This window comes from Cellulomonas algicola (assembly GCF_019024305.1).
GTDB classification, from domain to species: Bacteria; Actinomycetota; Actinomycetes; order Actinomycetales; family Cellulomonadaceae; genus Cellulomonas; species Cellulomonas algicola.
Genome location: NZ_JAHKSJ010000013.1, coordinates 134,986 through 159,099, shown reverse-complemented (window position 1 = coordinate 159,099; position 24,114 = coordinate 134,986). Strand labels below are relative to the sequence as shown.

The following is a 24,114-nucleotide window of genomic DNA, read 5'->3' as shown; positions in this document are numbered from 1 at the left end:
CAGGCTGTCCACGCGCGAATCGATTAGGCGCTCACGCAGCGAGACGTCGGTGCAGGTCAGCCCACCCGGTGGAGCCACCGGACGGGTGCGCCCGCGCCCGCGTAGCGGAAGGGCTCGAGCTCGTCGTCCCAGGCCTGGCCGAGCGCGAGGTCGAGCTCCGCACGCAGGCGTGCCGGGTCGTCCGCGTGCTCGAGCGCGGCGCGGATCCGGTCCTCGGGGACGACGACGTTGCCGTGCACGTCGGTCGCGGCATGGAAGATCCCGAGCTCGGGCGTGTGGCTCCAGCGGGAGCCGTCGACGCCGTGGCTCGCCTCCTCCGTGATCTCGTACCGCAGGTGCGCCCACCCGCGCAGCGCGGACGCCAGCCGCGCGCCGGTGCCCTGGGGTCCCTGCCACGAGTGCTCGGCACGGTAGAAGCCGGGTCCTGCCGGCTGCGGGGTCCAGTCGAAGGTCACCCGCGCGGTCAGGACGTTCCCGGCTGCCCACTCGATGTGGGGGCACAGCGCACGGGGCGCAGAGTGCACGAAAAGAACACCGCGGGTGATCGCACCTGCCATGTCGTCCTCCTGGTCGGCTCGAGGTTCGCCTTCCCCAACGTCCTCGGGTCCTGCTCAGGAGCACTCACGGTCTCGCGGCGTGCTGTGCACACTATGCCCGACGTGCGGCGTCACCGCCAAGCACCAGGGCGGGGATGCGTCAGAGCTGCTCGCGGATCGCCCGCATCGCCTTCTTGCGCACGGACCGCTCGAGGCGGTCGAGGTAGAGCATCCCGTCGAGGTGGTCGACCTCGTGCTGGAGGCACCGGGCCATGAGCTCGGTGCCCTCGACGACGACCTCCTTGCCGTCGAGGTCGGTGCCGACGACCCGCGCGTACCAGGCGCGGCGCGTCGGGTACCAGAGACCCGGGACCGAGAGGCAGCCCTCGTCGCCGTCCTGGTACTCGTCCTCGGAGAGCTCGACGATCACGGGGTTGAGCACGTAGCCGATCTCGTCGTCGATGTTCCACGAGAACGCGCGCAGGCCGACGCCGATCTGGTTGGCCGCGAGACCGGCGCGACCCTCGTGGTCGACCGTCTCGAGGAGGTCCTCGACGAGCGAGCGGACGCGGTCGTCGACCGCGGTGATCGGGTCGCACGGGGTACGCAGGACGGGGTCTCCGACGGTGCGGATCTCTCGCATGGCCAGGCGTCGATCCTTTCATGCCCGGGCCGCGGACCAGGGCCGTCCGGAGGCGGCGTGTGAGGAGCGAGACACCGCACGGCGCCGACAAGCCGACGAAGCGGGCGTACCTTTGTACTGACCGGTCAGTCAGAAGGGAACCCGCCACATGACCGCCTCCGCCGAGATCGGCACCGACCCCACCCCCGGCGCCGCGAGCGACGGCCCCGCCGCGCCCGACGCGACACCCGAGCCGCCCGTCGTCCGCGCCCGGCACCTCGCCCTGCACGGCCCGCGCGGACGCGTGTTCGGACCCGTCGACCTCGACGTCGCGCCGGGCGTGCTCGTGCTGGTCCAGGGCGCGCAGGGCTCGGGTCGCACGAGCCTGCTGCTCACGCTCGCCGGCCGCATGGTCCCCGACGCCGACGCACGGCTCGACGTGCTCGGGCACCACCTGCCGCGGGAGCGCCGCGCCGTGCAGAGCGCGGCGGCGATCGCGGGGTTCGGCGGGATCGACGACCTCGACCAGTCCGTCACGGTCGGCGCGCTCGTCCGCGAGCGGCTCGCCTGGCTCGGCCCCTGGTACCGACGCCAGCCCCGCCTCACCCGGCGCACGCTCGACGAGGCACTGGCGCCGGCGTTCGGCGACCGCCCCGTGCCCGCGCCGGGCACCGTCGCCTGGGACCTCGACGAGCTGGACGCGATGCTGCTGCGCCTCGGCCTCGCCCTGCTGCAACGACCCCGTCTGCTCGTGGTCGACGACGTCGACCAGGTGCTCGACGACGCCCGCCGCCAGGTCGTCTGGACCCGGCTCGAGCGGCTCGCCGCGGGCGGCCTCACGGTCGTCGCCGCGTGCGCGAGCGCCGACGAGGTCACGCGCACCCGCTGGGTCACGCCGCCGACCGTCGTCGCGCTCCCCCTCTGACCCGTCTCCCGTCACCCACCGCACCCCGAGGACCGTCATGCTCTCGCTCACCGCCGGCACCGAGCTGCGCCGCTTCCGCCGCGGCACGCTGCCCCGCCTGGCCGTCGTCGCGATGATCGTCGTGCCGCTGCTCTACGGCGTCCTGTACCTGTGGGCGTTCTGGAACCCCACCGGGCACCTCGACCGCATCCCCGTCGCGCTCGTCGACGCCGACGCGGGCGCGACGCGCGACGGCGAGCCCGTGCACGCGGGCGCCGACCTCGTCGACCGGCTCGTCGACGAGCACCGCCTCGACTGGGTCGTCACCGACCCCGCCGACGCGGCCGACGGCGTCGACTCCGGCCGCTACTACTTCAGCGTCACGGTGCCCGCGGACTTCTCCGCCGACCTCGTCTCCGCCGGCGGCGACTCCCCGCGCTCGGCGCGCATCGACGTCGCCTACGACGACGCCAACTCGTTCCTCGTCACGTCGCTCGGCCGCACCGCGATGGAGCGCATCACGGCGGCCGTCTCGGCGACCGCGGGCGAGCAGGCCGTCGACGCGGTGCTCGTCGGGCTCTCGCAGGCGCACGACGGCTTCACCGAGGCCGCCGACGGTGCCGTCCGGCTGCGCGACGCAGCGGACCAGCTCGGTGCGGGCGCACGCACGCTGGCCGACGGCGCGGGCCAGCTGGCCGACGGTGCCGAGCAGGCGTCGTCGGGGGCCGCCGACGTCCGCGACGGCGCCGCACGCCTCGCCGACGGGTCGACGCAGGCCGACACCGCAGCCGGGAGGCTCGCGACCGGGAGCGCCCAGGTCGCCGACGGGGTGCACGCCGCGGCCGCGCAGGTCGACGGGCTCGTCGCGGGCGTGTCCGGGCTGCCCGCCGACCTGCAGACGCTCACCGCCTACCTCACCGCACGCGCGCAGGCGGGCGACGCCGACGCCGCGCAGATCCTCGCGCACCTCGCGTCGACCGCGGACCGGCTGCCCGACGCCGCGACCCTCGCCGCGGCCCGGCAGCAGCTCGACGCGCTCGACACGGGCGCCCGCCAGGTCGCCGACGGTGCGGCTGCGCTGCACGACGGGACCGCGCAGGTCGCCGCCGGCGCCGGGTCGCTGCGCGACGGCACGCGTACGCTCGCCGACGGCACCGCGCAGGTCGCGTCGGGCGCGCAGGACGTCGCCGACGGCGCGTCCCGGCTGGTCGACGGCACCGGGCAGCTCGGCGCGGGCACGGCCACGCTCGCGGGCTCGCTCGACGACGGCGCGGCGCAGGTCCCGGCCGACGACGACAGCACCCGGGCGGCACGTGCCGCCGCGATCGCCGAGCCTGTCGGGCTCGACGCGACGGACCGCGCGACCGCGGCCGGGTTCGGCGAGGGCATCGCCCCGTTCTTCCTGCCGCTCGCGCTGTTCCTCGGCGGCGTCGTGACGTGGATGATCCTGCGGCCGGTGCCGCCGCGTGCGCTCACCACGCCCGCGCGCGGCGCCCGTGCGGCCCTCTCCGGGTACGCGCCCGCACTCGTCATGGGGATCGTGCAGGTCGTGGTGCTGCTCACCGTCCTGCGGGTGGGGGTCGGGCTGACCCCGACGCACCCGGTCGGCGCGCTCGCGTTCACCGTGCTCGTGGTCGCCGCCTTCCTCGCGGTGCAGCAGATGCTCCTCGCGCTGCTGGGCACGGCCGCCGGACGCATCGCGACGCTCGCGCTGCTCGTGCTCCAGCTCGCGTCGGCGGGCGGCACGTACCCGGTCGAGACGTCGCCGGCGTTCTTCCGGGCGCTGCACCCGCTGCTGCCCATGAGCTACGGCGTCGACGGCCTGCGGGCGCTGCTCACGGGTAACCCCGACGGTCGGCTCTGGACCGCGGTCGCCTACCTCGTCACGCTCCTCGTCGCGTCGCTCGCGGTGACGTCGTGGCGGGCGGGGCGCATGCGCACGTGGACGCTCTCGCGCCTGCACCCCGCACTCACGATCTGACCGGCGCCCGCGGGCGCACGTTCTGGGAGGCTGCACGCATGCGGACCACCGACACCCGGCGGCACATCGTCGACGCGGCCCTCGCGCTCGTCGCCGAGCGCGGCTACACCGCGACCGCCGTCGACGACATCGCCGCCGCGGCGGGCGTCGCGAAGGGGTCGGTGTTCTACAACTTCGGCTCCAAGGCCGAGCTGTTCGAGGCGATCATCGCCGAGGGCGTCGCGCGGCTCACCGCGGCGCTGCGGGCGGCCGCCGACGGCCTGACCGGCACCGACGCGGTCGACGCGCTCGTCACCGAGCTGCTCACGCAGGTCCGCGACCACCCCGACTTCGCGAAGGTCATGGTCGCCGAGGTCTTCCGCACGGGCCGGCAGTGGCAGGACTCGATCCGCGCGCTGCGGGACGACGCGATGGGGGTGTTCGCCGGTGCCGTCGCGGCGGCATGGCCCGACCGGGACCCGTCGCTCACGGCGGCGGCGCTGTTCGGTGCCACGGTCGTGGCCGGGCTCGAGTGGCTCGTGTTCCAGCCGGAGCGCTCGCTCGAGGACGTGCGGTCGGCGGTCCTGACGACGGTCCGCTGACCGCACCGCCGAGTGGGGCGTCACCCCACGCCCGGACACAGCAGCACGCCGGCGGCGACTGGTGTCACCGCCGGCGTCCCGGGGTCGTGCAGGTCGCGGCGCAGCCGCGGAAGGTCACTCGCCCGCGCGCTGCGTGGGGACGCCCTGGAGGAGCTGACGCACCTCGGCCTCGTGGAAGCGACGGTGCCCGCCCAGCGTGCGGACCGCCGAGAGCTTGCCGGCCTGGGCCCAGCGCGTCACCGTCTTGGGGTCCACGCGGAACAGGACCGCGACCTCGCCGGGGGTGAGAAGGGCACCCTGCGTGAGGGGGGCGTCGGTGGTCACAGCCATGGTCATCTCCTGTCGTTCGGTAGCTCGGCTGACCTCGTGGGTCCCGTGGCTTTGCGTCCCCACCTTGCGGCGGGTTTGCCGTTGTCGCTGACAACAAGAACTATGACCGTTTCTGGACAGTTAGTCAAGAAACTCCGCGTCAGTTGCGTGCGGCAAACGGGTGAACTTCAGAGCCGCCCGTATCTCGCACGGGCAAACGCATACCCGCCGTACGCGACGAGCCCCAGCGCGACGACGCCGAGCAGGAACGGCCCGCCCGGCTGGTCGCGCAGGGTGTGCAGCGCCTGGTCCAGGCCGCCCGCCGCCTGCGGGTCGGCCTTGGCTGCCGCGACGACGAACAGCACGCCCACGACGCCGAGCGCGACACCCTTGAGCACGTAGCCCCACACGCCCAGACGCTCCACGACGCGGCCCGCCGTCCCGGACGGCAGGCGGTGCAGGTCGGCCAGGAACTTCTTCTTCCAGCCCTTGACCACGTGGTACGCGCCCACGCCGACGACGGCCAGGCCGACGGCGGCGACGAGGATCCGACCGCCGGGCGCGGACATGAGGCGCGACGTGAGGTCGGCCGTCTGCTGCTCGCTCGACGTGCCGCCGCCACGCGCGAACGCGAACGACGCGGCCGCGAGCGCGAGGTAGACGAGCGCGCGGCCCGCGGCCTTGGCACGCCACCCGTTCGTCCGCGAGCCCTGCGCGCCACCACCCGACGTGGGCGGCGCACCGCGGACGGCCTTGGCGACCTCCCACGCGCCCAGCGCCGCGAAGGCCACCACGAAGAACCACAGCGCCGCGCCGCCGAACGGCGTCGACGCGACCGTCCCCAGCGCGCCCGACTGGTCGGCCTGCTGGCTCCCGCTGCCGACCGCCACCTGCAGGGCCAGCACGCCGATGAGCACGTGCAGCACCCCGCTCACCGCGTACCCGGCCCGCGCCGCGAGCTCCCAGCCGTGCTCGGCGTGCGTCGTGTTCCCGCTCATCTGCGCCTCACCACCCCGCTCTCCCCCCGGTCGTCCCCCGTGCTCCGTCGCGTCGGATCGTGGCAGCGAACGGGCACCCCCGCGACCGGAGGGGACTGCCGTAGCCTGGGCTCCGCCTCGGGGCAGTAGCTCAGCCGGTCAGAGCAGCGGACTCATAATCCGTGGGTCGTGGGTTCAAGCCCCACCTGCCCCACCCGACGTCCCTCCCCGCGCGTGCGCGGGCGCCGCACCCCGCGCGGGTACCGTTGCCCGGTGGCTCTCTCCCGTCGACGCCGGCTCCCCGCGGCGGACCGCGCGCTGCTCGACCTGCGCCCCGGCGACCGCGTCCTCGTCGAGGCGCACCTGAGCGACGGCCGGTGGGCGGTCGCGTCCCGTCGGGCGCTGCACCTCCTCGAGGACGGCAAGGTCGCCCGCGTCCCCTGGAGCGAGGTGGACCGCGGGTCGCTCGACCCCGCGACGCGCGTGCTGACGGTCACCTGGGTCTGGGGCGGCACGTCGCGCCTGCCGTTCGCGCAGGACTCCGCGTCCGTGGGCTTCACGCAGACGTTCCGCGAGCGCGTGCAGCAGTCGGTCGTCCACGCCGTGCCCGTCACGGTGCCCGGCGGCGGCAAGGTCCGGCTCGCGCTGCGGCGCGACGAGGAGGGCGAGATCTTCACGCAGGTGCTGGGCGACGCGGGCGTGGACGTCGACGACCCCGTCGTCTCCGCGGCGCTCGACGTCGCCGAGGCCGAGGCGCGCGACGCGGTCGGCCTGCCCCGCTGACGCGGGTGGCCGCCGGGCGCCTCGGGTGGTCCGGAGCACCCTCCGACGGCTGCTAGAGTTTCTTCCCGCGCGATCCCTCGTAGCTCAATTGGCAGAGCATCCGACTGTTAATCGGACGGTTACTGGTTCGAGTCCAGTCGAGGGAGCTTCCCACGAAGGCCCCCGCCCGGCACCACGCCGAGCGGGGGCCTTCGTCGTACCGCCACATCTCCGCCCCGGCCGCGCAGCAGGGCCGCCCCACGCCTGCGCGCGACGCCGTGCCATCCGGATCGTGGGAAGTGCGCCGCTCCCCCTTGCCCTGCGAGCAGCGCTGTGGTGACGTCTGCCGCCTGCCGGGAGCGAGTCGTCTCCCGCCCGTCGACGCCCAGAGGAAGGACCCACCCGTGCCGACCACGACGTCCTCCTCCGTCCGCGTCCCCGCGTCGCCGGCCCTCGCGCGCCGGTCGTGTCGCTGTCGCCGCTGCTGCCCGTCCTGATCCACCGGCGACCACGCCGGAGCAGCCCCCGGTCGACGCCGTGACGCGTGCGCCTCCTGCGCGCAGCCGCCGCGTCGGCCTCTCGACGCACCGGAGAGACACGACCATGACCCTCGACCTGACCCTGCCGCCCACCACGGCGACCGCACCCGCCCCGCGCGTCGCACCCGTCGCAGCCGCCGCACCCGGCACGCTCCGCACCGCGGAGCTCGCCGACCTCGTGCGGTCGATCGCGGCGCGCCCGGACCGCTGGCGTCCGCTCGTCCGCTTCCAGGAGAGCGGACGGTGGTGGACCCGGCTCGACGCACCGGCCGGCGTCGACGTGTGGCTCCTCACGTGGCTGCCCGCGCAGGGCACCGAGCTGCACGACCACGGTCGGTCGTCCGCGGCGTTCACCGTCGCCGCGGGCACCCTGACCGAGCTCCGCCCGGGCGACGACGGCGCGCCCGTCCCGCAGGGCTTCGCGGCCGGGCGCACCCAGACGGTCGAGCCGGGTGATCTGCACGACGTGGTCAACGCGGGGACGGAGCCGGCCGTGAGCATCCACGCCTACTCTCCCCCGCTCACCCGCGTGACCTACTGGGGTGCGGGGCCGGACGGCGTGCTGGTGCCGACGCGCACCGTCGACACCGACGAGCCGGAGACGGACGCGTGACCGCCGCGGTGCGCCGCCGCACGATCGACGACGTCCTCGCGGAGGCTCGCGCGCGCCTGCACCGCCTCACGCCGCACGAGGCGTGGGCCGCGGTCGAGCGCGGTGCGCTCCTCGTGGACATCCGCCCCGCCGCGCAGCGGGCGGCCGAGGGCGAGGTGCCGGACGCCGTCGTCATCGAGCGCAACGTGCTCGAGTGGCGGCTCGACCCCGCGAGCGCGCACCGCATCCCCGAGGCGACCGGGTACGACGTCGAGGTCGTCGTGCTGTGCTCGGAGGGGTACACGTCGAGCCTCGCGGCGGCGTCGCTCGCCGACCTGGGGCTGCACCGGGCGACGGACGTCGACGGCGGGTTCAGCGCGTGGCGAGCGGCGGGTCTGCCGACCGCCGGGGTGCCCGTGGGCGGGACGGCGCGCACGGTGCACGCCTGACCGGCTCAGCGGGCGGCGTCGTCCCGGTCGCCCTCGCCGTCCCGGTCGAACATGGACACGACGCCCGAGGCCTCGAGCGCCATCAGCGGGCTGCCCGACGCGCCGCGCAGCGGGACGCGCGACGACTGGTGGGACGCGACGGTCACGAGCACCGCGATGACCGAGGAGTCGATGAACGTGGCCCGGGTCAGGTCGATCTCGCGCACCCCGGCGGCGACGAGGGTCGGACCGAGCTCGCCGCGCGCGACGCCGAGCTCGTCGGCGAGGTCGAGGACGGACGCGACGTCGACGTCGCCGTCGACGCGCAGCACGTGCGGGTGCTCGGGGTCGACCCGAAGGCCGTCCTGCGGGGCGTCTGCGCCGTCCAGGCGTGTCGGTGACGTCACGTGCCCAGTATGACGACTCGACGCGGGCACCGTCGTACGCGACGCGCGACACCGCCGCCTGGCCGACCGGGCGACGCGCCCGTCGCCGGTGCGCACGGACGCGTCCGGGCGGGTACGGTCGGCGGGTGCACGCGGAGGTCGAGGGCAACGAACGCTCGTTCGCGTCCTCCGTGGGGTCCCTCGCGCGGGCGCGTGCGTGGTCGATGGAGCGGGCGCGCGACGCCGGTGCGCCCAAGCGTGTGGTCGACTCCGTCCAGCTCGCGATGAGCGAGGCGTTCACCAACGCGGTGCGGCACGCGCCCGGTTCGCAGGCGATCACGGTGCGAGCGGTCCACCGCGACCGCGAGGTGACGTTCGAGGTGCACGACGGCACCGCGACGGCCCCCCGCCGCCGCACGGGACGCGAGGGGCTGCCGGGTGGTCACGGCCTGCACATCCTGGACGCGGTGACGTCGGGCTGGGGATGGCGCCCGACGCGCGGCGCGGGGAAGGTCGTCTGGTTCACGATCCGCTGGTGACGGGCGGGCGCACTCGCCGATCACCGGGCGGGCGGCGCCCCGGACCCGCGGTTACGGTCGACGGATCGCACGCGGTCGTGGTCCGGAGGGCGGCGGCGGCCGGGTGGCGGCGAGAGGACGCGCGATGGTGGCGGCGGAGAAGGTGGCGCTCGTGACGGGCGCCGGGTCGGGCATCGGCCGGGCGAGCGCGCTGCGGCTCGCGGCCGACGGCATGACGGTCGTGGTGCTCGGGCACCGGCAGGAGAGCGCCGACGAGGTCGCCGCGGAGATCCGCGACGCCGGCGGGACCGCGGTGCCGGTCGCGGCCGACGTCGCCGACGCCGCGGCGGTGCGGGACGTGGTGCGGCGTGTCGAGGAGGAGCTCGGCCGGCTCGACGTCGTGGTGGCCAACGCGGGCGTCAACGGCGTGTGGGCGCCGGTCGACGAGATCGAGCCCGAGGAGTGGGACGCGACGATCGGCACCAACCTCACCGGCACGTTCCTCACCCTCCGGTACACGGTCCCCCTGCTCGTGCGGCAGGGCGGTGCGGTCGTCGTCTCGTCCATCAACGGCACGCGGACGTTCAGCAACTCGGGCGCGTCCGCGTACGCGACGAGCAAGGCGGGGCAGGTCGCGCTCGCGCGCATGCTCGCGGTCGAGCTCGCGCCGCGCGGCGTGCGCGTCAACGTCGTGTGCCCGGGCGCGATCGACACGGAGATCAGCGACAACACCGAGCAGCGGAACACCGAGCGCCTGGGCGTGACGGTCGAGTTCCCCGACGGCGAGATCCCGCTCACGGGGTCCGAGCCCGGACGCGCGTCGCAGGTCGCGGACGCGGTCGCGTTCCTCGTGTCCGACGGCGCGAGCCACGTCACCGGTACCGAGGTGTTCGTCGACGGGGGCCAGTCGCTCGTCGTCTGAGCGGGACGTCCCGCGCAGCGAGCGACCGTCACGGGCTGGTCGTCATCACCGCGAGCGCGTCCGCGTCGAGCGGCCGGTCCGCGAGCACCAGCCGGACCGCGTCCGGGTCGGGGTTGCCCACGTCGGGTCCGCGCCAGGCGAGCGTGAGCCCGAGACGCTCGGCGAGGCGGCGGGACGCCGCGTTGTGCTCGAGGAGGTAGGCGGCGACCGGGACGTCGGGCCGGACGTCGCGGGCGGCGTCGAGCGCGGCGCTCGCGAGCTCGTGCGCGAGCCCGCGACCCTGCGCCTCGACCGCGCACCGGTAGTACACGTTCCAGACGGTGCCCTCGCGCAGCGTCACGCCGCCGATGCCGACCACCCGGCCGTCCGCACGGTCGCGCGCGGTCCAGTAGCCCAGGCCGTCGTCGTCCCACGCGGTGGCGTACCGCTCGAGCTGGGTGCGGGTCTGGTCGGTCGACGTGTGCCGCCCGGACGGCAGGTGCTCCCACAGCCGCGCGTCGGCGTTCAGCACGAACACCGGCTCGGTGTCGTCGACGCGCACGGCGTCGAGGCGCAGGCGGGCGGTCAGGACGTGGCGCAGGTCGGTCACGGCTCGACCGTAGGGGGCGCCGTCCGGCGCTGCCACGTGCGCACGTCGGGGTCACGCACGGCGCGCGGCGCCCCCCGGGCCGAGGTGGCGACCCGACCGCTCGGGCGTCCAGGTCGCGCACTCCGCGGCGACGGCACGCCCGAGGCGGCGACGCGGCCGTTCAGGCGTCGGCTCCCCCGTCGCCGGCCGGGCGGACGAGGCCCGCGTCGAACGCGGCGACCACGAGCTGCACGCGCGTCGCGAGGCCGAGCCGCGTGAGCATCGAGCTCACGTGGCTCTTGACGGTGGCCTCGGTGAGCGAGAGCGCGGTCGCGACGTCGGCGTTCGTGGCCCCGGTCGCGAGGTGCACGAGCACGTCGCGCTCGCGCGGCGTGAGCCGGTCGAGCACCTGTCGTGCCGCTGGTGAGGCGGTGCGCGACCGGACCGCGTCGGCGGCCTCTGCGAGCCGCACGTACCGCGCGACGACGTCCCGCGTGACCGACGGGTCGAGCAGCGAGTCGCCCGCGTGGACGCGCCGGACGGCGGCGACCAGCTCGGCGGGGTCCGCGTCCTTGAGCAGGAACCCGTCCGCGCCCGCGCGCAGCGACGCGACGACGTACTCCTCGTCGTGGAACGTCGTGAGCATGATCGTGCGGGTGCCCGGGAGCGTCGGGTCGGCGACGAGCGCCGCGACCGCGTCGATGCCGTTGCCGTCGGGCATGCGGATGTCCATGAGGACGACGTCGGGGCGCGTCGTCCGGACCAGGTCGACCGCGTCGGCGCCTGTGCCGGCCTCCCCGACCACGACCATGTCGTCCTCGTGCTCGAGGATCATGCGCAGCCCCAGGCGGATCGTCGGCTGGTCGTCGACGACGACGACGCGCACCGTCACCGCGCCGCCCCCGTCAGGGCGACGTCGGGACCGTCCGGTGTCGTCGTCGGGAAGGACGCGTGCACCGTCCACCCGCCGTCGTCAGCGGGACCCGCGTCGAGGCGGCCGCCGCACGCGCGCGCCCGCTCGCGCATGTGGACCAGGCCGTGCCCGCCGGACGGGCTCGCGGCGCGGCGCGGGCCGGGGTCCCGGACGAGCAGGTGCAGGGCGTCGCCCCGGGCGTCCACGCGGACCTCGGCGCGTGCCGCGCGGGAGTGCAGCAGGACGTTCGTCAGGGCCTCCTGGGCGATACGGGCGACGGCGAGCGCGACGTCGGGCGGCAGGTCGACGTGGTCCGGGAGCGTGAGGTCGACGGCGACCCCGGCCTCGCGCAGCCGCTGCGCCGCGCGTGCGACGTCGTCGACCCCGGGTGCCGGGGCGAGCTCGGCGGAGACGCCCGCCGAGGCGGACGACCCGGCCGTCCCCGGGTCGCGGGCGTCGGGGGCGGCGGCTGCGCGGTCGTCGGCGCGCAGCACGTGGACGAGGCCGCGCATCGCGGTGAGCGCCTCCTTGCCCGCGCCGGCGATCCACGCGGTCGCCTCGGCGGTGGCCTCCGGGCGGCGCCCCGCGACGCGGTTGGCCGCCTGCGCGCGCACGACGATCGCGCTGACGTGGTGCGCGACGACGTCGTGCAGCTCCCGCGCGATCCGGGTCCGCTCCGCGAGCACCGCGCGCTCGGTGCGTACCTCCTGCAGCCGGCGCAGCTCGGCGTTGCGGGCCGCCAGGTCGGCGCTGGTCCGCTCCAAGCGGTGGACCACGGCGCCGAGGACCACCACCGCGCACGCGAGCGTCGCGAGCGCGACCGAGTAGGACACGTCGACGAGCGGCATCCAGGGCAGCAGCCACACGTCGAGGTCGCGCGTGACGGCGAGCCCGCCGGGCACGAGCAGGGCCAGCGTGCCGCCCACGGTCGCGACGGCTCCGACGACCGGCGCGACCGCACCCGCCCGCGCGCCGACGAAGGCCGCGGCGAGCAGCGGGGCGAGGTGCAGCTCCGACTGCAGGCCCGTGCGGTAGACGAGCGGGTAGCCCACGACGACACCCCAGAACGTCGCGCGCGGGTGCCGCCGCCACGCCGCGACGACGACCGCGAGCGCGAGCCCGCACCACCACCACGCGGACACCCACCGCGGGTTCCACCAGTCCGAGGAGCGCAGCACCTCGACGACGACGCACCACGCGAGCCCGACGGCGACGCCGAGCAGGAGGTCACGGACGTCGCCGGACGTCGGGGCGACGGCCGCGTCGGGCGTGGTGGACCCGGGGTCGGGCGCGGTCGGGTGCACCAGACGACGCTAACCGCGCGACTGCGCGCCGCCCGACCGCCCCCGGACGGAGATCCGGGACCGGCGGGTCAGACCCGGGACGGACACCGGGCGGGCACCTTCCGTCGATCGGCCGCGGACGGTTCGGCCGCCGCTCCGACGCGGTCACCGGACGTCCTTGCCGACGCTGGAGCCATGACCAGCAGGACGACCCGACCCCGCTCCCCCCTCCGCCTCGTGCCCGCGCTCGTCGTCGGCACGACCGCCGCCGTGACGGCCGTCGGTGCGGCCGCGTTCGCATCGGGTGCGCTCGACTCCGTGCTCGCACCACCCGCCCTGTCCGACGCGGGTCACCCCCAGGACGGCGTGGGGCTCGCCGACCCGGCGGCCGCTCCCCCGCGCGCGGTCGACGGCCTCGACGCGGAGCTCCTGCGGCGGTTCGACGCCGCGCGCGCGGCGGCCACCGAGGACGGCGTCGACCTGACGATCACGTCCGGGCACCGGACGGCCGAGCAGCAGCAGTCGCTCGTCGACGACGCCCTCGCGCGGTACGGCTCGCAGGACGAGGCGCACCGGTGGGTCGCACCCGTGGACGGCTCGGCGCACGTCGCGGGCACCGCGATCGACGTCGGCCCGACGGACGGCGCGTACTGGCTGCTCGAGCACGGCGCGGAGTTCGGGCTGTGCCAGGTGTTCGCGAACGAGGTGTGGCACTTCGAGGCCACGATCGAGCCGGGCGGGACGTGCGGGCCGACGGTGCCGGACGCCTCGGGGCTCTGGCACTGACCGGCGCACGTCGCGCCCGGCTCGAGGGGGCGTGCGGGGTCAGCCCTGGGCGTCGCGCCAGGCCACCCACTGCTCGGCGAGCGACAGGTCGTAGTCCGGTCCCGACGCGCCGACGGTGAAGAGCGTCACGCCCGCGTCGACGAGCGCGTCGGCGACCTCGCTGGGCGGGGCCTGGACGCCGATGCTGCGCTCGACGAGGGTGCCCGTGTCCCGGCCGACGGCCTCGCCGTGCTCGTCGAGGATCGCGCTCTTGCGCACGAGCGTGTCGACGTCGCCGAACGAGTGCCACGCGTCGGCGTGCTCGGCGACGACGCGCAGCGTCTTGCGCTCACCACCACCGCCGACGAGGACCGGGATCTCGCGTGTCGGCGCCGGGTTGGACCTCGCCCAGCGCTCCTTGATCCGGGGCAGGGCGCTCGCGAGGTCCGCGATCCGCGAGCCCGCGGTGCCGAACTCGTAACCGAACTGGTCGTAGTCCTTCTCGAACCAGCCGGCGCCGATGCCGAGGATCAGCCGGCCGCCGCTGATGTGGTCGACCGTACGGGCCATGTCGGCCAGCAGCTCGGGGTTGCGGTACGAGTTGCAGGTGACGAGCGCGCCGATCTCGACGCGGCTCGTCTGCTCGGCCCACGCGCCGAGCATCGTCCAGCACTCGAAGTGCTTGCCGTCGGGGTCGCCGTAGAGCGGGAAGAAGTGGTCCCAGTTGAAGATGACGTCGACGCCGAGGTCCTCCGCGCGGCGCACGGCGTCGCGGATCTGGGGGTAGTCGGCGTGCTGGGGCTGGAGCTGGACTCCGATGCGGAGACGACGTGTCATGCCGTCACGCTACGTCCGCTCCCGGGACCGCGCGGCCCGACCGGGGCACGGTCTCACGCTGCGGTCCGACCACGGTTCCGGCGGGTGCCGGACGGGGCCCGCGGCGGCCTCCGGCGGGAGGCCGCGCGGGCCGGTCGGTCAGGCGGCCTCGTGCCGGGCGGCGTGCCGCCCGACGACGCTGCCGTCGGGGACGATCGCGTCCTGCTCGACGTGGGCGCCGGCCTCGACGACGACGTCCGCGCCCAGGCGGGCGCGGCTGCCGATGCGGGCGCGCGCACCGACACGGGTGCCGGGGCGCAGGTGGACGGTGGAACCGACGACGACGTCCGGGCCGACCTGGACGTTGCGGTCCACCCAGCTCGCGGTGCCGATGCGCGCCCCGGGGCCGACGCGCGCGCCGGACTCGACGTAGGCGGTGGCGGCGACGCTCGCCTCCTCGTGGACCTGGGCACCCGGCGACACCAGCCCACCACCGTTCGGGTGGCGGTCGTAGCGCATGGTGGTGCCGTCGTCGGCCTCGAACTCGATCCGTCCGCGGGTCTTCCTGGTCATGCCACTCCTCTCGGGAACGGTTCTCGCTCTCTGTTCAACGAGCGCGTGCGCGCGCATGTTTCCGCGCGGTCTGTGGTGGCGCTCACAGCGGAACGCGGTCAGGGCTTGCCGGGCTTCTTCGCGTGGGGAGGCGTCTTCGGCTCGCCCTTGCCGGGGCCCGGCGCCCGGTTGGCCTCGGCCTCCTTGCGCGCCGCGGCGGCCTCCGCGTTGGCCTGCGCGAGCGCTGCGTCGGCCTCGGCCTGGGCGGCGGCCGCCTGCTGCGCGGCCTCCGCGGTCGCCTGCGCGCGGGCCGCCTCCGCGGCCGCCTCGGCGGCAGCCGCCTGCGCCGCCGCCTCGGCAGCGGCCTGCGCCGACGCCGACGCCTCGAGCTCGGTCGCGACGTCGTCGATCGCCGCGGCGAGGGTCGCGTACCGCTCGGCCGAGAGGTCGCCACTCGAGCGGCCGTCCTCGACCTCGGCACGCAGCCGGTCCAGCAGCGCTCCGGCCGCGTCGAAGCGCCCCTCGGCCGACGCCTGCGTGACGGCGAGGACGTCTGACTGGAGGGCCCGCGCGCGGTCCGCGTCGATGTCGGGGCGCGCGCAGCCCGTCGCGCCGAGCAGGACCGTCGCGACCAGCACCGACGCGGCCCACCGCCGCGCGCTCACGGCGTGACTCCGTGCTGCAGACGGACCAGCGCGTCGCCGAGCGGCCCGTCGACCACCGGGTACGCGGGCGGAGGCGTCTGCGGCTCGGGCGCCGAGGCGGGCCGGACGAGCAGCACGACCGCGAGGGCGACGCCGACGAGGAGCGCCGTGGCGACGACGAGGACCGGCGCACGCCCCCAGCGCGCGACGGCGCGGTGCGCGATCGCCGTGACACGGCCGACGACCACCTCCGCCGCGGTCCGGGCCGTGCCCACCGGGGAGCGGGGCGCGCCCGCAGGCGCCGCGAGGGTGGGAGCCGGGGCGCCCGGCACTCGCGCGTCCGGGACCTCCGGCACCCGCGCGTCCGCGACGTCCGCGACCCTGGCGTCGGTGGCCGACCGGCCGTCTGCGGCGCCCGTCGGTGCGCCCGTCGCCGAGGTGGACGCGACCGCGGCGGCCTCGTGCGGGAGGCGGTCCGTCGCGTCGGACGGCAGGCCCAGCGCGGCCGCGTCGGCAGCCATGGTCGGCTCGTCGACGATCCCGCCGCCGTCGGCGGGGCGGACGGCCGGGAGCAGGAGCGTGGCGGCCGGCGGGGGCAACGGCGCGACCCGGCCTTCCAGCACGTCCGCGAGCTCGCGGGCGACCTCGTCGGCGGTCGGGCGGTCCTCCGGACGGCGGCGCGTCATGCGGACGAGCAGGTCGGCGAGATGGCCGTCGACGTCGTCGGGCACGTCGGGGTCGCGCGAGAGGCGTGCGGCGGCGACCTCGGCCATCGTGCCGGCGAACACGGGCCGGCCCGTCACGCACTCGAGCAGCACGAGCCCGAGCGCGTACACGTCGCTCGACGGCGCGAGCACGCTCCCGACGGCCTGCTCGGGGCTCAGGTAGGACGCGGTGCCGACGATCATGCCCGTCACCGTGAGGCGCGTGGCTGCGGCGAGACGGGCGATGCCGAAGTCGACCAGCTTGACCGGGTGGTCGGGCAGCTCCTCGAGGTCGAGGCAGTCGTCGGTCGCGAGCAGGATGTTGCCCGGCTTGACGTCCCGGTGGATGACGCCGCGCGCGTGCACGACCGCGAGCGCCTCGGCGGCCGCCCGGCCGACCGCGGCGGTCTGCCGGACGGTGAGCGCGCCGTCGTCGGCGAGCCGTCGCGCGAGCGTCGGCCCGGGCACGAGCTCCATGACGAGGTACGCCTGCACGTCGTCGCCGTCGACCGGCACGGTGTCGGCGTCGAAGAGCCGGACGAGACCGGGATGGCGCAGCCCGGCGAGGACGCGGATCTCCGCCTCGTGCCGGCGCAGGTCGTCGCTGTCCCGCGGGACGGGCGGCAGGACCTTGACGGCGACGGTGCGGTGCAGCAGCTCGTCGGTCGCGCGGTGCACGACGGCCGCGCCACCGCGTCCGATCACCTCGTCGAGCCGGTACCGGTGGCCGAGGACCACGGGAGCAGCGGACGCGCCGGTCCCCCGGGACGGCGTCGGCGCGCTGCCGAGGACGGACGGTGGCACGTCGAAAGACGCTAGGCGACCGCGCGACGAGTCGCACGCCGGGGCGCCCGGAGCACCACCCGACCGGGCGAACCGCACGCACCGATCGCGAGGGGCCCGGGGTCAGCGCGACGGGAAGCCCCGCCAGGGGCCCGGCACGGTCAGGCGGAACCGCAGCGCGAGGACGCGCAGCACGAAGATCAGGAGCACCACGCCCGTGATGGTGGCCGCGTCGAGCGCGTCCCACCGCCACAGGAACACCGTCAGCGCGGCTCCGAGCAGCGCGGGCACCGCGTAGAGCTGCCGGTGGTGCAGGACGACGGGCACCTCGCCCGTGAGCAGGTCGCGCAGCACGCCCCCGCCGACGCCCGTCATGACGCCGACGAGGACCGCGGCGACCGCGGTCGTGCCGAGCTCGAGACCCTTGATAGTCCCGACGACGGTGAACACCGCGAGCGCGCCCGCGTCGAGCACGACGATGACGCGACGCGCGCGTTCGAGCCGCGGGTGGAAGAAGTACATGGTGAGCGCGCCGACGACGGCGGTGACGACGAGCCGCCAGTCGGAGATCCCGACGGGCGGCACCGCGCCGATGAGCACGTCGCGCAGCATGCCGCCGCCCAGACCGGCCGCCCAGCCGAGCACGAGGATGCCGAACACGTCGAACTGCTTGCGGACCGCCGCGAGCGCTCCCGACATGGCGCCGACGTAGACGCCGAGGATCTCCAGGAGCGGCTCGTAGGGCAGGTCGGCGATCACGGGACGTCATCCTCCCAGGCCGACGAGGCGGGCCCGCGGGACCTGCCGGTCACGCCGTCCCGTCCGGCGGGCGCAACGGACCGGCGTGCGGTCCGTGCGTGGCGGTGCGCCCGATGCGGGCCGCGAACCGGGCGCGGCGCACGGACACGTGCTGCCACACCGTCTGCTGGACGATCAGGGTGAGCCACCCGGCGACCGCCATGCCGGAGATGTTGACGACGAGCTGCAGCACGCTGCCCGTGATCTCGTGCGCGACGCCGAACGCGATCCCGAGCGCGAGGTTGCCCGCGGCGGGGATCGTCGTCACGGAGATGAACACGCCCGTGAGACCACCCACGCGCGACGACGTGAGCGACAGCACACCCGCGGCGCCCGCGATGACGGCGACGACGATCGACCAGCGGTCGGGACGGTAGATGAAGTCGGTCCCGGGACGCGGCCCGGTCACGTCGTCGAGCGTCACCCAGCCGGCGCCGCGCAGCACGAGCGCCGCGACCGCGGTGAGCCCGATCGCGACGACGAAACCGACGAGCAGCGCGAGCGCCGCACGCCGCAGCAGGCGCCAGCGTCGCCGGACGAGCGCGACGCCCAGGGCCGCGACCGCGCCGAACTCCGGGCCCAGGACCATCGCGCCGATGACGAGCACCTGCGAGTCGACGATGATCGCGACGCTCGCGAGGAGGGTCGCGAGCGTCATGAAGCTGAGGAACGTCCAGGTGAGCTCGGTGTCGTCGTACGCGCGCAGCACGACCTGGGGCCAGACGACCGAGTCGGCGCTCGCGCCCGGCGCGAGCCGCTCGGCCTCCCAACCGGCCCGCGACACCCAGGTGTCGACGGGCGTGAGCTGGACGGTCCCGACCTGCTGGACGTCGAGCGCGAGGAGTCGCTCGATCACGTCGTCGGCGGCCTCGCGCGCGACGTCGGCGGTGACCACGTCGCCCTCGGGGCGCAGCGCGGTGCCGGTGCCCACGACGAGGGCGGACACCGCCGGGTCGTCGCGCAGCACGTCGAGCACGGCACCCGTGAGGTCGGTCGGGACGGTGACCCGCAGCTGCAGCACGGCGCCAGTCTGGCGCGGTGCGGGTGCGCGCCCGGTGCGCCACGCGGAGGCGCGGGCGCGTCAGCGCGGCCGCGGCCGCAGGGCGTGCAGGACGAGGTCGTGCACGCCGGCGTCCGCGAGCGTGAAGGTGAGGAACGTGAACGTGGGCTGCCGGCGACGGTCGGTGGGCGACCCGGGGTTGAGCAGGCGCAGGCCGCCGGGCGTCGTGGAGTCCCACGGGATGTGGGAGTGCCCGAACACGAGCACGTCGAGGTCGGGGAACGCCGCGTCGCACCGCCGTTCCCGGCCCGTCGCCGCACCGGTCTCGTGCACGACGCCCACGCGCACCCCGGCGACGGTGGCCCGCGCGACCTCGGGCACGCGCGCCCGGACGTCGGGGCCGTCGTTGTTCCCGTGGCACGCGAGGAGCGAGCGCGACCGTGCGGTGAGCGCGTCGACGGTCGCGGCGTCCACCCAGTCACCGGCGTGCACGACGAGGTCCGCGTCGTCGACGGCAGCCCACAGCGCGGCGGGCAGGTCGCGCGCCCGCGCGGGCACGTGCGTGTCGGCCATGGCCACGACGCGGACGCGCTCCCCCGACGGCGCGCTCACGGACGCGGGTCCACGCGCCGCCCGGGGCGCTCGTCGCGACGTGCCCCCGTGCCCGCCGCGCACCGGTGGCACACGTGCGCGACGGCGTCGGCGTGCGCGCCCGTGGCGGGGTCGGCGTCGGACCACTCGACGTGCGGGAACCGCGCGAGGTCGGCGCGCGCGAGCGGGAGCCCGCACACCGTCTGGTTGGTGCCCGGCAGCCACGCGTGCACGTCACCGGCGGGCCGCCGCACGCCGTCGGGGTCGACCCACGTGCTCGACGCGGCCACCCGTGCACCGCTCACCCGCCGCGTCGCCACGTGCCCTCCTCCGCCGTCACCGCGCACGTCGCCGCACACCTCGCCGCACCCCCGGTCGCACGACGTCCGAGCCACTGTGCGACGGCCGCGCCGCACCCGCACGCGCAGCGCGCTGACCTGCGCGGACGCAACCCTCCGCACCCCCGCTGGACGGATCGTCCCGCGGGCCTCACACTGGCCGTCGCCCCCTCGATGTTCCGGCCGCAGAGTGCCGGGAAAGGACCCGTGCGGTCGTGCTGCGCACCGTGACCTCCCACCTGTCGATCGACGTGCGGCAGCCGCTCGAGCTGCTGCTCGCCGTGGCCGTCGCGGACGGCGCCCACGACCGCTCCGAACAGCTCGCCGTCCGCCACGAGGACGGCCCGCTCGACGTCGTCGAGATCAAGGGACCGCACGGCGGGCGCACCCACCGCGTGCTCGCGCCGGTCGGGCGGCTGGTCGTCGACTACACCGCGACGGTGATCGGTCAGGCCGACGCGCCGGCGGTCGAGGACATCGACCTCGTCGAGTACCGCCGCCCCAGCCGGTACGCCGACTCCGACCGCCTGCTCGCGTTCGCGCGCGACCAGTTCCGCGGCCTCGAGGGCGCCGAGCTGCTCGACGCGGTCGTCGCGTGGGTCGCCGGGCACGTGACCTACCTGTCCGGGTCGAGCCTCCCGACCGACGGCGCGACCGACACGCTGCTCAAGCGGCGCGGCGTGTGCCGCGACTTCGCGCACCTCGTCGTCGCGCTGCTGCGCGCGACGGACGTGCCCGCGCGGCTCGCGTCCGTCTACGCGCCCGGCCTCAAGCCCATGGACTTCCACGCGGTGGCCGAGGCGTACGTCGACGGCGGCTGGCACGTGGTCGACGCGACACGGCTCGCGCCGCGCGAGTCGTTCGTGCGGATCGCGACGGGTCGCGACGCGACCGACACGGCCTTCATGTCGTACTACGGCGGCTCGCTGACGCTGCGCTCGATGACCGTGACCGCGACGGTCCAGGGCATGCTGCCGGTCGACGACGGCACGGGGCTCGTCACGCTCCGCTGAGGTCCGGTCCGCCGGCGCCCTGCTCGCCGGCGGCTCTCCCGCCCGTCGACCCGCTCGGGGGGAGCCGCGGGCCCGTTGAGCGCCTCAGTGGTGCGGGCCGCCCTCGGCGAGGTCAGGGGACGTGTCGGGCTGGTGGACGCAGACCCACAGGCTGCGCGGCTCGACGGTGACCTCGAGCGTGCGACCGGGGTCGAGCACGTCGCCGTCGAGCTGGCGCGGCTGCGGCCTGTCGCACCGGACGACGACGTGCGAGCCGCGCACGATCTCGCGCGCGGGCACGCGCTTGCGGCGCAGCGCGATGCCGACGAGCAGCTGCACCCAGTGCCCGACGTTCTTGGGCGCGAGGACAGCGACCTCCATCGTGCCGGTGTCCGGCTGCGCGTCGGGTAGGAGGGTGATCCCGCCCTGGAGGCGCCCGACGTTGCCGATCAGCACCGAGCGCGCACGCCGTCGACGCGGCGCGCCACCGTCGATCTCGATCTCGACGTGCATCTCGTCGTCGGCGAGGTGCTTGATCGCCGAGAAGACGTACGCGATCGAGCCCGCCTTGTTCTTGAGCTTCGTGGGCGCGTCGTCCATCGTCGCGGCGTCGAGGCCCATGCCCGCCATGACGGCGAACACCTGGCCGTCGGCGCGGCCGACGTCGATCTGGCGCCGCCCGCGTGCGAGGACGGTGTCGACGCCGTCGGGCACGTTGGTCGGCACGTCGAGGTTCGCCGCGAGCAGGTTGCCCGTGCCGCCCGGCAGCACCGCGAGCGCGGTGTCGGTGCCGACGAGCCCTTCGATGACCGCCCGCACCGTGCCGTCGCCGCCGCACACGAGCACGACCTCGGCGCCGTCCTCGACCGCTTGCCGTGCCTGCCCCGTGCCCGGGTCCTCGGCGGTCGTCTCGAGCCACGCCGGTGCGGGCCAGCCGGCCGCGGCGAGCTGGTCGGTGATCGCCTGCCGGAGCTCGTCGGTGCCCTCGACCCGGTTGGGGTTGACGACCACCGCCGTGCGCAGGGGCTTGTCGCCGTCGCGCTGCTGCGGGGCCGGCTCGGTGGGGTTGGTCGTGGTGTCCGTCACGCAGGCGATTGTCCAGGCCGGGACCCGGTCGCGCGCGGCGAGCGGCCCGCACCCGGGCGGGCGTCGGGTCAGGCGCTCTCGCGCAGCGTGCGCCGACGCCCCTCGAGGGCGACGAGCTCGGCGAACGCGGCCTGGTAGGCGGCAGCGTCCTCGGCCGGGTCCATCCGTTGCAGCCGCCCGCGCAGGTCCGCGATGCTCCGCGTGAAGCCGATCTCGACGAGCCGCAGCACGACGTCGCGCACATAGCCCGGCATCGACTCCGGCCGGTCCTCGGGCAGCGGCGCGACCGCGAGCTCCGTGATCAGCGGCCGCACGGCCTCCGCCGCCTGCTCGACGACCGCGTCGACCCAGCCCGTCGACGCACCGCCCGCCGCCGCGGCCGCCGCACGTGCCGCCGCCATCCCGCCGGCCGCACGGACCGCCTCGTGGACCGCGCGGTGCGCGGGCGCGGCGAAGGCGTCGGCGGCGAGGTCGTCGAACTGCGCGGGGACGTGCTCGGGCTGCTGGAGGACCACCTCGAGCGCGGTCCGCTCGATCTGCACGACCGGGTCGCGACGGTCCGGTGACGGCATGCGCACGACAGGCGCCTCGTCGCCGTACGGGCCGTCCGCGCGCTGGTCGCCCCGCGTCCAGCGGTCGTCCGGTCGCCCGCGACCGTTCGAGCCGCCTCGACGGTCGTCCGGCCGCGACCACGGCCCCTCGCGTCGCGCGCCGTCACCGCGACCGCGCTGCCCGTCGCCGCCGCGCCACTCGGGACGCCCGCCCCGACCACCGTCCCCGCGACCCGCGTCGGGACGGCCACGACGGTCGTCGGACCGCTGCTCGCCGCCGCGCGGGCTGCTGCCGCGCGCCGGCCCGGCGGCAGCGACCGCGCGCCGCACGGTCTCCTGGTCGTCGATGCCGAGCCAGCCCGCGAGCAGGCGCGTGTACTCGGGCCGCAGGGCGGCGTCACGGATGCCCGCGACGACCGGCGCGGCGGCGCGCAGGGCCGCGACCCGGCCCTCGGCGGTGCGCAGGTCGTGCGAGTCGAGCGTCGAGCGGATGACGAACTCGAACAGCGGCGTGCGTCCGGCGACGAGCGCGCGCACCGCGTCCGGACCCTTCGCCTGGCGCAGCTCGCACGGGTCCATGCCGGACCGCTCGACGGCGACGAACGTCTGGGCGGAGAACGACTGGTCCTCGCCGAACGCGCGCAGGGCCGCCTTCTGACCGGCGGCGTCGCCGTCGAACGTGAAGATGATCTCCCCCCCGATCGACGTGCCGGACGCGAGCTGGACGCCGCCCGTCGACCCGGCGTCGCCGACGAGCCGTCGCACGATGCGCGCGTGGTCGGAGCCGAACGCCGTCCCGCACGTCGCGACCGCGGAGCCGACACCCGACAGGTGCATCGCCATGACGTCGGTGTAGCCCTCGACCACGACGACGCGCTTGTCGCGCTGCATGTCGCGCTTCGCGAGGTCGATGCCGTACAGCACCTGCGACTTGCGGTAGAGCGGCGTCTCCGGGGTGTTGAGGTACTTCGGCCCCTGGTCCTCGTCGAACAGACGCCGCGCGCCGAACCCGACCGTCTCCCCCGTGACCTCGCGGATCGGCCAGACGAGCCGCCCGCGGAACCGGTCGTAGACCCCGCGCTGGCCCTGGCTGACGAGCCCCGACGCGACGAGCTCCGCCTCGGTGAAGCTCCGTCCGCGCAGGTGGCGCAGCAGCCCGTCCCAGCCCTGCGGCGCGAACCCCACGCCGAACTGCTCGGCCGCCGACCGGTCGAAGCCCCGCTCGGCGAGGAATGCGCGCCCCGCGGCCGCCGCGGGCGTCGTCAGCTGCTCGCGGTAGAACTCCTCGGCGACCCGGTGCGCGTCGAGCAACCGGCGCCGCCGACCCGGCTCCTCGCCAGGCCGCGGTGCGCCACCCTCCTCGTACCGGAGCTGGATCCCGACGCGGCCCGCGAGGTACTCGACGGCCTCCGTGAAGCCCAGCCCGTCGACCTTCATGACGAACGCGATGACGTCGCCGCCCTCGCCGCAGCCGAAGCAGTGGTAGCGGCCGACCTGCGGCCGGACGTGGAACGAGGGGGAACGCTCGTCGTGGAACGGGCACAGGCCCTTCATCGAGCCGACGCCCGCGGGCTTCAGGCTGACGTGGGCGCCGACGATCTCCTCGATGCGCGCACGCTCGCGGACCGCCTCCACGTCCTCCCGTCGGATGCGTCCCGCCACGCCGGTGAGTC

Annotated in this window: 28 protein-coding genes, 2 tRNA genes and 1 riboswitch; of the genes, 12 read left to right on the top strand and 18 right to left on the bottom strand. The window is 75.8% G+C overall.

Annotated elements, in window-relative coordinates:
• Positions 1-56: 56 nt before the first annotated feature.
• Both KOV94_RS11300 and def read right to left on the bottom strand, forming a co-directional pair.
• Positions 57-557, bottom strand: coding sequence for a DUF3145 domain-containing protein (locus KOV94_RS11300; RefSeq protein WP_124341012.1), 501 nt, complete (start codon positions 555-557; stop codon positions 57-59).
• 139 nt (positions 558-696) lie between these two features.
• Complete coding sequence (def, locus tag KOV94_RS11295; RefSeq protein WP_124341013.1) at positions 697-1,185, bottom strand: peptide deformylase; 489 nt, start codon at positions 1,183-1,185, stop codon at positions 697-699.
• A gap of 142 nt (positions 1,186-1,327) precedes the next feature.
• Here def and KOV94_RS11290 point away from each other — a divergent pair, with 142 nt between their 5' ends.
• From KOV94_RS11290 to KOV94_RS11280, 3 genes are read left to right on the top strand one after another with little or no spacing between them, the layout of a single operon-like run.
• Positions 1,328-2,083, top strand: a complete 756-nt coding sequence (locus KOV94_RS11290; protein WP_218052076.1) for an AAA family ATPase — start codon at positions 1,328-1,330, stop codon at positions 2,081-2,083.
• Positions 2,084-2,120: 37 nt separating this feature from the next.
• Entirely contained in the window at positions 2,121-4,043 is a 1,923-nt protein-coding gene (locus KOV94_RS11285) for a YhgE/Pip domain-containing protein (RefSeq protein ID WP_218052075.1), read from the top strand.
• 38 nt (positions 4,044-4,081) lie between these two features.
• On the top strand, positions 4,082-4,624 hold the full coding sequence (locus tag KOV94_RS11280) for a TetR/AcrR family transcriptional regulator (RefSeq protein WP_124341333.1): 543 nt from the start codon (positions 4,082-4,084) through the stop codon (positions 4,622-4,624).
• 114 nt (positions 4,625-4,738) lie between these two features.
• Here KOV94_RS11280 and KOV94_RS11275 read toward each other — a convergent pair whose 3' ends face one another.
• Together KOV94_RS11275 and KOV94_RS11270 are read right to left on the bottom strand one after the other, a co-directional pair.
• Positions 4,739-4,954, bottom strand: coding sequence for a BldC family transcriptional regulator (locus tag KOV94_RS11275; RefSeq protein ID WP_200829613.1), 216 nt, complete (start codon positions 4,952-4,954; stop codon positions 4,739-4,741).
• 15 nt (positions 4,955-4,969) lie between these two features.
• Positions 4,970-5,044, bottom strand: a riboswitch (cyclic di-GMP riboswitch).
• Between the two features lie 77 nt (positions 5,045-5,121).
• Positions 5,122-5,931 (bottom strand): DUF1206 domain-containing protein, encoded by an 810-nt coding sequence (locus KOV94_RS11270; RefSeq protein WP_124341335.1) that lies wholly within the window; start codon positions 5,929-5,931, stop codon positions 5,122-5,124.
• Between the two features lie 119 nt (positions 5,932-6,050).
• Here KOV94_RS11270 and KOV94_RS11265 point away from each other — a divergent pair.
• The 5 genes from KOV94_RS11265 (at position 6,051) to KOV94_RS11245 (ending at position 8,252) form a co-directional block, all read left to right on the top strand.
• Positions 6,051-6,124, top strand: a tRNA-Ile gene (locus tag KOV94_RS11265).
• 59 nt (positions 6,125-6,183) lie between these two features.
• Positions 6,184-6,693, top strand: coding sequence for a hypothetical protein (locus tag KOV94_RS11260; RefSeq protein WP_124341336.1), 510 nt, complete (start codon positions 6,184-6,186; stop codon positions 6,691-6,693).
• A gap of 73 nt (positions 6,694-6,766) precedes the next feature.
• Positions 6,767-6,839, top strand: a tRNA-Asn gene (locus KOV94_RS11255).
• A gap of 436 nt (positions 6,840-7,275) precedes the next feature.
• The gene (locus tag KOV94_RS11250; RefSeq protein WP_218052074.1) at positions 7,276-7,824 is read left to right on the top strand and encodes a cysteine dioxygenase; all 549 of its coding nucleotides are present in this window, start codon (positions 7,276-7,278) and stop codon (positions 7,822-7,824) included.
• Positions 7,821-8,252 (top strand): rhodanese-like domain-containing protein, encoded by a 432-nt coding sequence (locus tag KOV94_RS11245; RefSeq protein WP_200829614.1) that lies wholly within the window; start codon positions 7,821-7,823, stop codon positions 8,250-8,252. The genes KOV94_RS11250 and KOV94_RS11245 overlap by 4 nt, the downstream gene beginning before the upstream one ends.
• A 5-nt stretch (positions 8,253-8,257) precedes the next feature.
• Here KOV94_RS11245 and KOV94_RS11240 read toward each other — a convergent pair whose 3' ends face one another.
• Complete coding sequence (locus tag KOV94_RS11240; RefSeq protein WP_124341338.1) at positions 8,258-8,638, bottom strand: STAS domain-containing protein; 381 nt, start codon at positions 8,636-8,638, stop codon at positions 8,258-8,260.
• 125 nt (positions 8,639-8,763) lie between these two features.
• Between KOV94_RS11240 and KOV94_RS11235 the strand changes: the two genes are divergently transcribed.
• The gene (locus tag KOV94_RS11235; protein WP_124341339.1) at positions 8,764-9,156 is read left to right on the top strand and encodes an ATP-binding protein; all 393 of its coding nucleotides are present in this window, start codon (positions 8,764-8,766) and stop codon (positions 9,154-9,156) included.
• A 124-nt stretch (positions 9,157-9,280) separates the two neighbouring features.
• Complete coding sequence (locus KOV94_RS11230; RefSeq protein ID WP_218052073.1) at positions 9,281-10,057, top strand: SDR family oxidoreductase; 777 nt, start codon at positions 9,281-9,283, stop codon at positions 10,055-10,057.
• A gap of 28 nt (positions 10,058-10,085) precedes the next feature.
• Here KOV94_RS11230 and KOV94_RS11225 read toward each other — a convergent pair whose 3' ends face one another.
• From KOV94_RS11225 to KOV94_RS11215, 3 genes are all read right to left on the bottom strand, one after another.
• On the bottom strand, positions 10,086-10,646 hold the full coding sequence (locus tag KOV94_RS11225; RefSeq protein ID WP_235843129.1) for a GNAT family N-acetyltransferase: 561 nt from the start codon (positions 10,644-10,646) through the stop codon (positions 10,086-10,088).
• A 160-nt stretch (positions 10,647-10,806) separates the two neighbouring features.
• Positions 10,807-11,517, bottom strand: coding sequence for a response regulator (locus tag KOV94_RS11220; protein WP_124341341.1), 711 nt, complete (start codon positions 11,515-11,517; stop codon positions 10,807-10,809).
• Positions 11,514-12,842 carry a sensor histidine kinase gene (locus tag KOV94_RS11215; RefSeq protein ID WP_218052072.1) on the bottom strand — a complete coding sequence of 443 codons (1,329 nt, stop codon included), beginning with the start codon at positions 12,840-12,842 and terminating at the stop codon, positions 11,514-11,516. The genes KOV94_RS11220 and KOV94_RS11215 overlap by 4 nt, the downstream gene beginning before the upstream one ends.
• A 174-nt stretch (positions 12,843-13,016) precedes the next feature.
• On the opposite strand from KOV94_RS11215, the gene KOV94_RS11210 reads away from it, so the two are divergent.
• Entirely contained in the window at positions 13,017-13,607 is a 591-nt protein-coding gene (locus KOV94_RS11210) for a M15 family metallopeptidase (RefSeq protein WP_124341343.1), read from the top strand.
• 39 nt (positions 13,608-13,646) lie between these two features.
• Here KOV94_RS11210 and KOV94_RS11205 read toward each other — a convergent pair whose 3' ends face one another.
• The 8 genes from KOV94_RS11205 to KOV94_RS11170 form a co-directional block, all read right to left on the bottom strand.
• On the bottom strand, positions 13,647-14,423 hold the full coding sequence (locus KOV94_RS11205; protein ID WP_218052071.1) for an LLM class F420-dependent oxidoreductase: 777 nt from the start codon (positions 14,421-14,423) through the stop codon (positions 13,647-13,649).
• Between the two features lie 138 nt (positions 14,424-14,561).
• Complete coding sequence (locus KOV94_RS11200; RefSeq protein ID WP_218052070.1) at positions 14,562-14,975, bottom strand: transferase; 414 nt, start codon at positions 14,973-14,975, stop codon at positions 14,562-14,564.
• Positions 14,976-15,073: 98 nt separating this feature from the next.
• Positions 15,074-15,619: a hypothetical protein gene (locus KOV94_RS11195; RefSeq protein WP_218052069.1), complete on the bottom strand. Its 546-nt coding sequence runs from the start codon at positions 15,617-15,619 to the stop codon at positions 15,074-15,076.
• Entirely contained in the window at positions 15,616-17,040 is a 1,425-nt protein-coding gene (locus tag KOV94_RS11190) for a serine/threonine-protein kinase (protein WP_218052068.1), read from the bottom strand. Before KOV94_RS11190 ends, KOV94_RS11195 begins: the two co-directional genes overlap by 4 nt.
• Before the next feature lie 168 nt (positions 17,041-17,208).
• Entirely contained in the window at positions 17,209-17,844 is a 636-nt protein-coding gene (locus KOV94_RS11185; protein WP_162352288.1) for a trimeric intracellular cation channel family protein, read from the bottom strand.
• Between the two features lie 49 nt (positions 17,845-17,893).
• Positions 17,894-18,904, bottom strand: coding sequence for a DUF389 domain-containing protein (locus KOV94_RS11180; protein ID WP_218052067.1), 1,011 nt, complete (start codon positions 18,902-18,904; stop codon positions 17,894-17,896).
• 60 nt (positions 18,905-18,964) lie between these two features.
• On the bottom strand, positions 18,965-19,456 hold the full coding sequence (locus KOV94_RS11175; protein WP_218052162.1) for a metallophosphoesterase family protein: 492 nt from the start codon (positions 19,454-19,456) through the stop codon (positions 18,965-18,967).
• A 35-nt stretch (positions 19,457-19,491) separates the two neighbouring features.
• On the bottom strand, positions 19,492-19,794 hold the full coding sequence (locus KOV94_RS11170) for a hypothetical protein (protein WP_218052066.1): 303 nt from the start codon (positions 19,792-19,794) through the stop codon (positions 19,492-19,494).
• 233 nt (positions 19,795-20,027) lie between these two features.
• Here KOV94_RS11170 and KOV94_RS11165 point away from each other — a divergent pair, with 233 nt between their 5' ends.
• Positions 20,028-20,825, top strand: a complete 798-nt coding sequence (locus KOV94_RS11165) for a transglutaminase-like domain-containing protein (protein ID WP_218052065.1) — start codon at positions 20,028-20,030, stop codon at positions 20,823-20,825.
• Positions 20,826-20,909: 84 nt separating this feature from the next.
• Here the strand turns inward: KOV94_RS11165 and KOV94_RS11160 are convergent, their stop codons facing one another.
• Positions 20,910-21,890 (bottom strand): diacylglycerol/lipid kinase family protein, encoded by a 981-nt coding sequence (locus KOV94_RS11160; RefSeq protein WP_124344657.1) that lies wholly within the window; start codon positions 21,888-21,890, stop codon positions 20,910-20,912.
• A 68-nt stretch (positions 21,891-21,958) separates the two neighbouring features.
• On the bottom strand, positions 21,959-24,103 hold the full coding sequence (gene dnaG / locus KOV94_RS11155; RefSeq protein WP_218052064.1) for a DNA primase: 2,145 nt from the start codon (positions 24,101-24,103) through the stop codon (positions 21,959-21,961).
• Positions 24,104-24,114 lie beyond the last annotated feature (11 nt).

Coding starts and splice junctions, on each gene's coding strand:
- KOV94_RS11275 (WP_200829613.1), bottom strand. CDS start 4,954: ATGGCTGTGACCACCGACGCCCCCCTCACGCAGGGTGCCCTTCTCACC.
- KOV94_RS11280 (WP_124341333.1), top strand. CDS start 4,082: ATGCGGACCACCGACACCCGGCGGCACATCGTCGACGCGGCCCTCGCG.
- KOV94_RS11285 (WP_218052075.1), top strand. CDS start 2,121: ATGCTCTCGCTCACCGCCGGCACCGAGCTGCGCCGCTTCCGCCGCGGC.
- KOV94_RS11270 (WP_124341335.1), bottom strand. CDS start 5,931: ATGAGCGGGAACACGACGCACGCCGAGCACGGCTGGGAGCTCGCGGCG.
- KOV94_RS11250 (WP_218052074.1), top strand. CDS start 7,276: ATGACCCTCGACCTGACCCTGCCGCCCACCACGGCGACCGCACCCGCC.
- KOV94_RS11200 (WP_218052070.1), bottom strand. CDS start 14,975: ATGACCAGGAAGACCCGCGGACGGATCGAGTTCGAGGCCGACGACGGC.
- KOV94_RS11230 (WP_218052073.1), top strand. CDS start 9,281: ATGGTGGCGGCGGAGAAGGTGGCGCTCGTGACGGGCGCCGGGTCGGGC.
- KOV94_RS11205 (WP_218052071.1), bottom strand. CDS start 14,423: ATGACACGTCGTCTCCGCATCGGAGTCCAGCTCCAGCCCCAGCACGCC.
- KOV94_RS11210 (WP_124341343.1), top strand. CDS start 13,017: ATGACCAGCAGGACGACCCGACCCCGCTCCCCCCTCCGCCTCGTGCCC.
- KOV94_RS11175 (WP_218052162.1), bottom strand. CDS start 19,456: ATGGCCGACACGCACGTGCCCGCGCGGGCGCGCGACCTGCCCGCCGCG.
- KOV94_RS11290 (WP_218052076.1), top strand. CDS start 1,328: ATGACCGCCTCCGCCGAGATCGGCACCGACCCCACCCCCGGCGCCGCG.
- KOV94_RS11300 (WP_124341012.1), bottom strand. CDS start 557: ATGGCAGGTGCGATCACCCGCGGTGTTCTTTTCGTGCACTCTGCGCCC.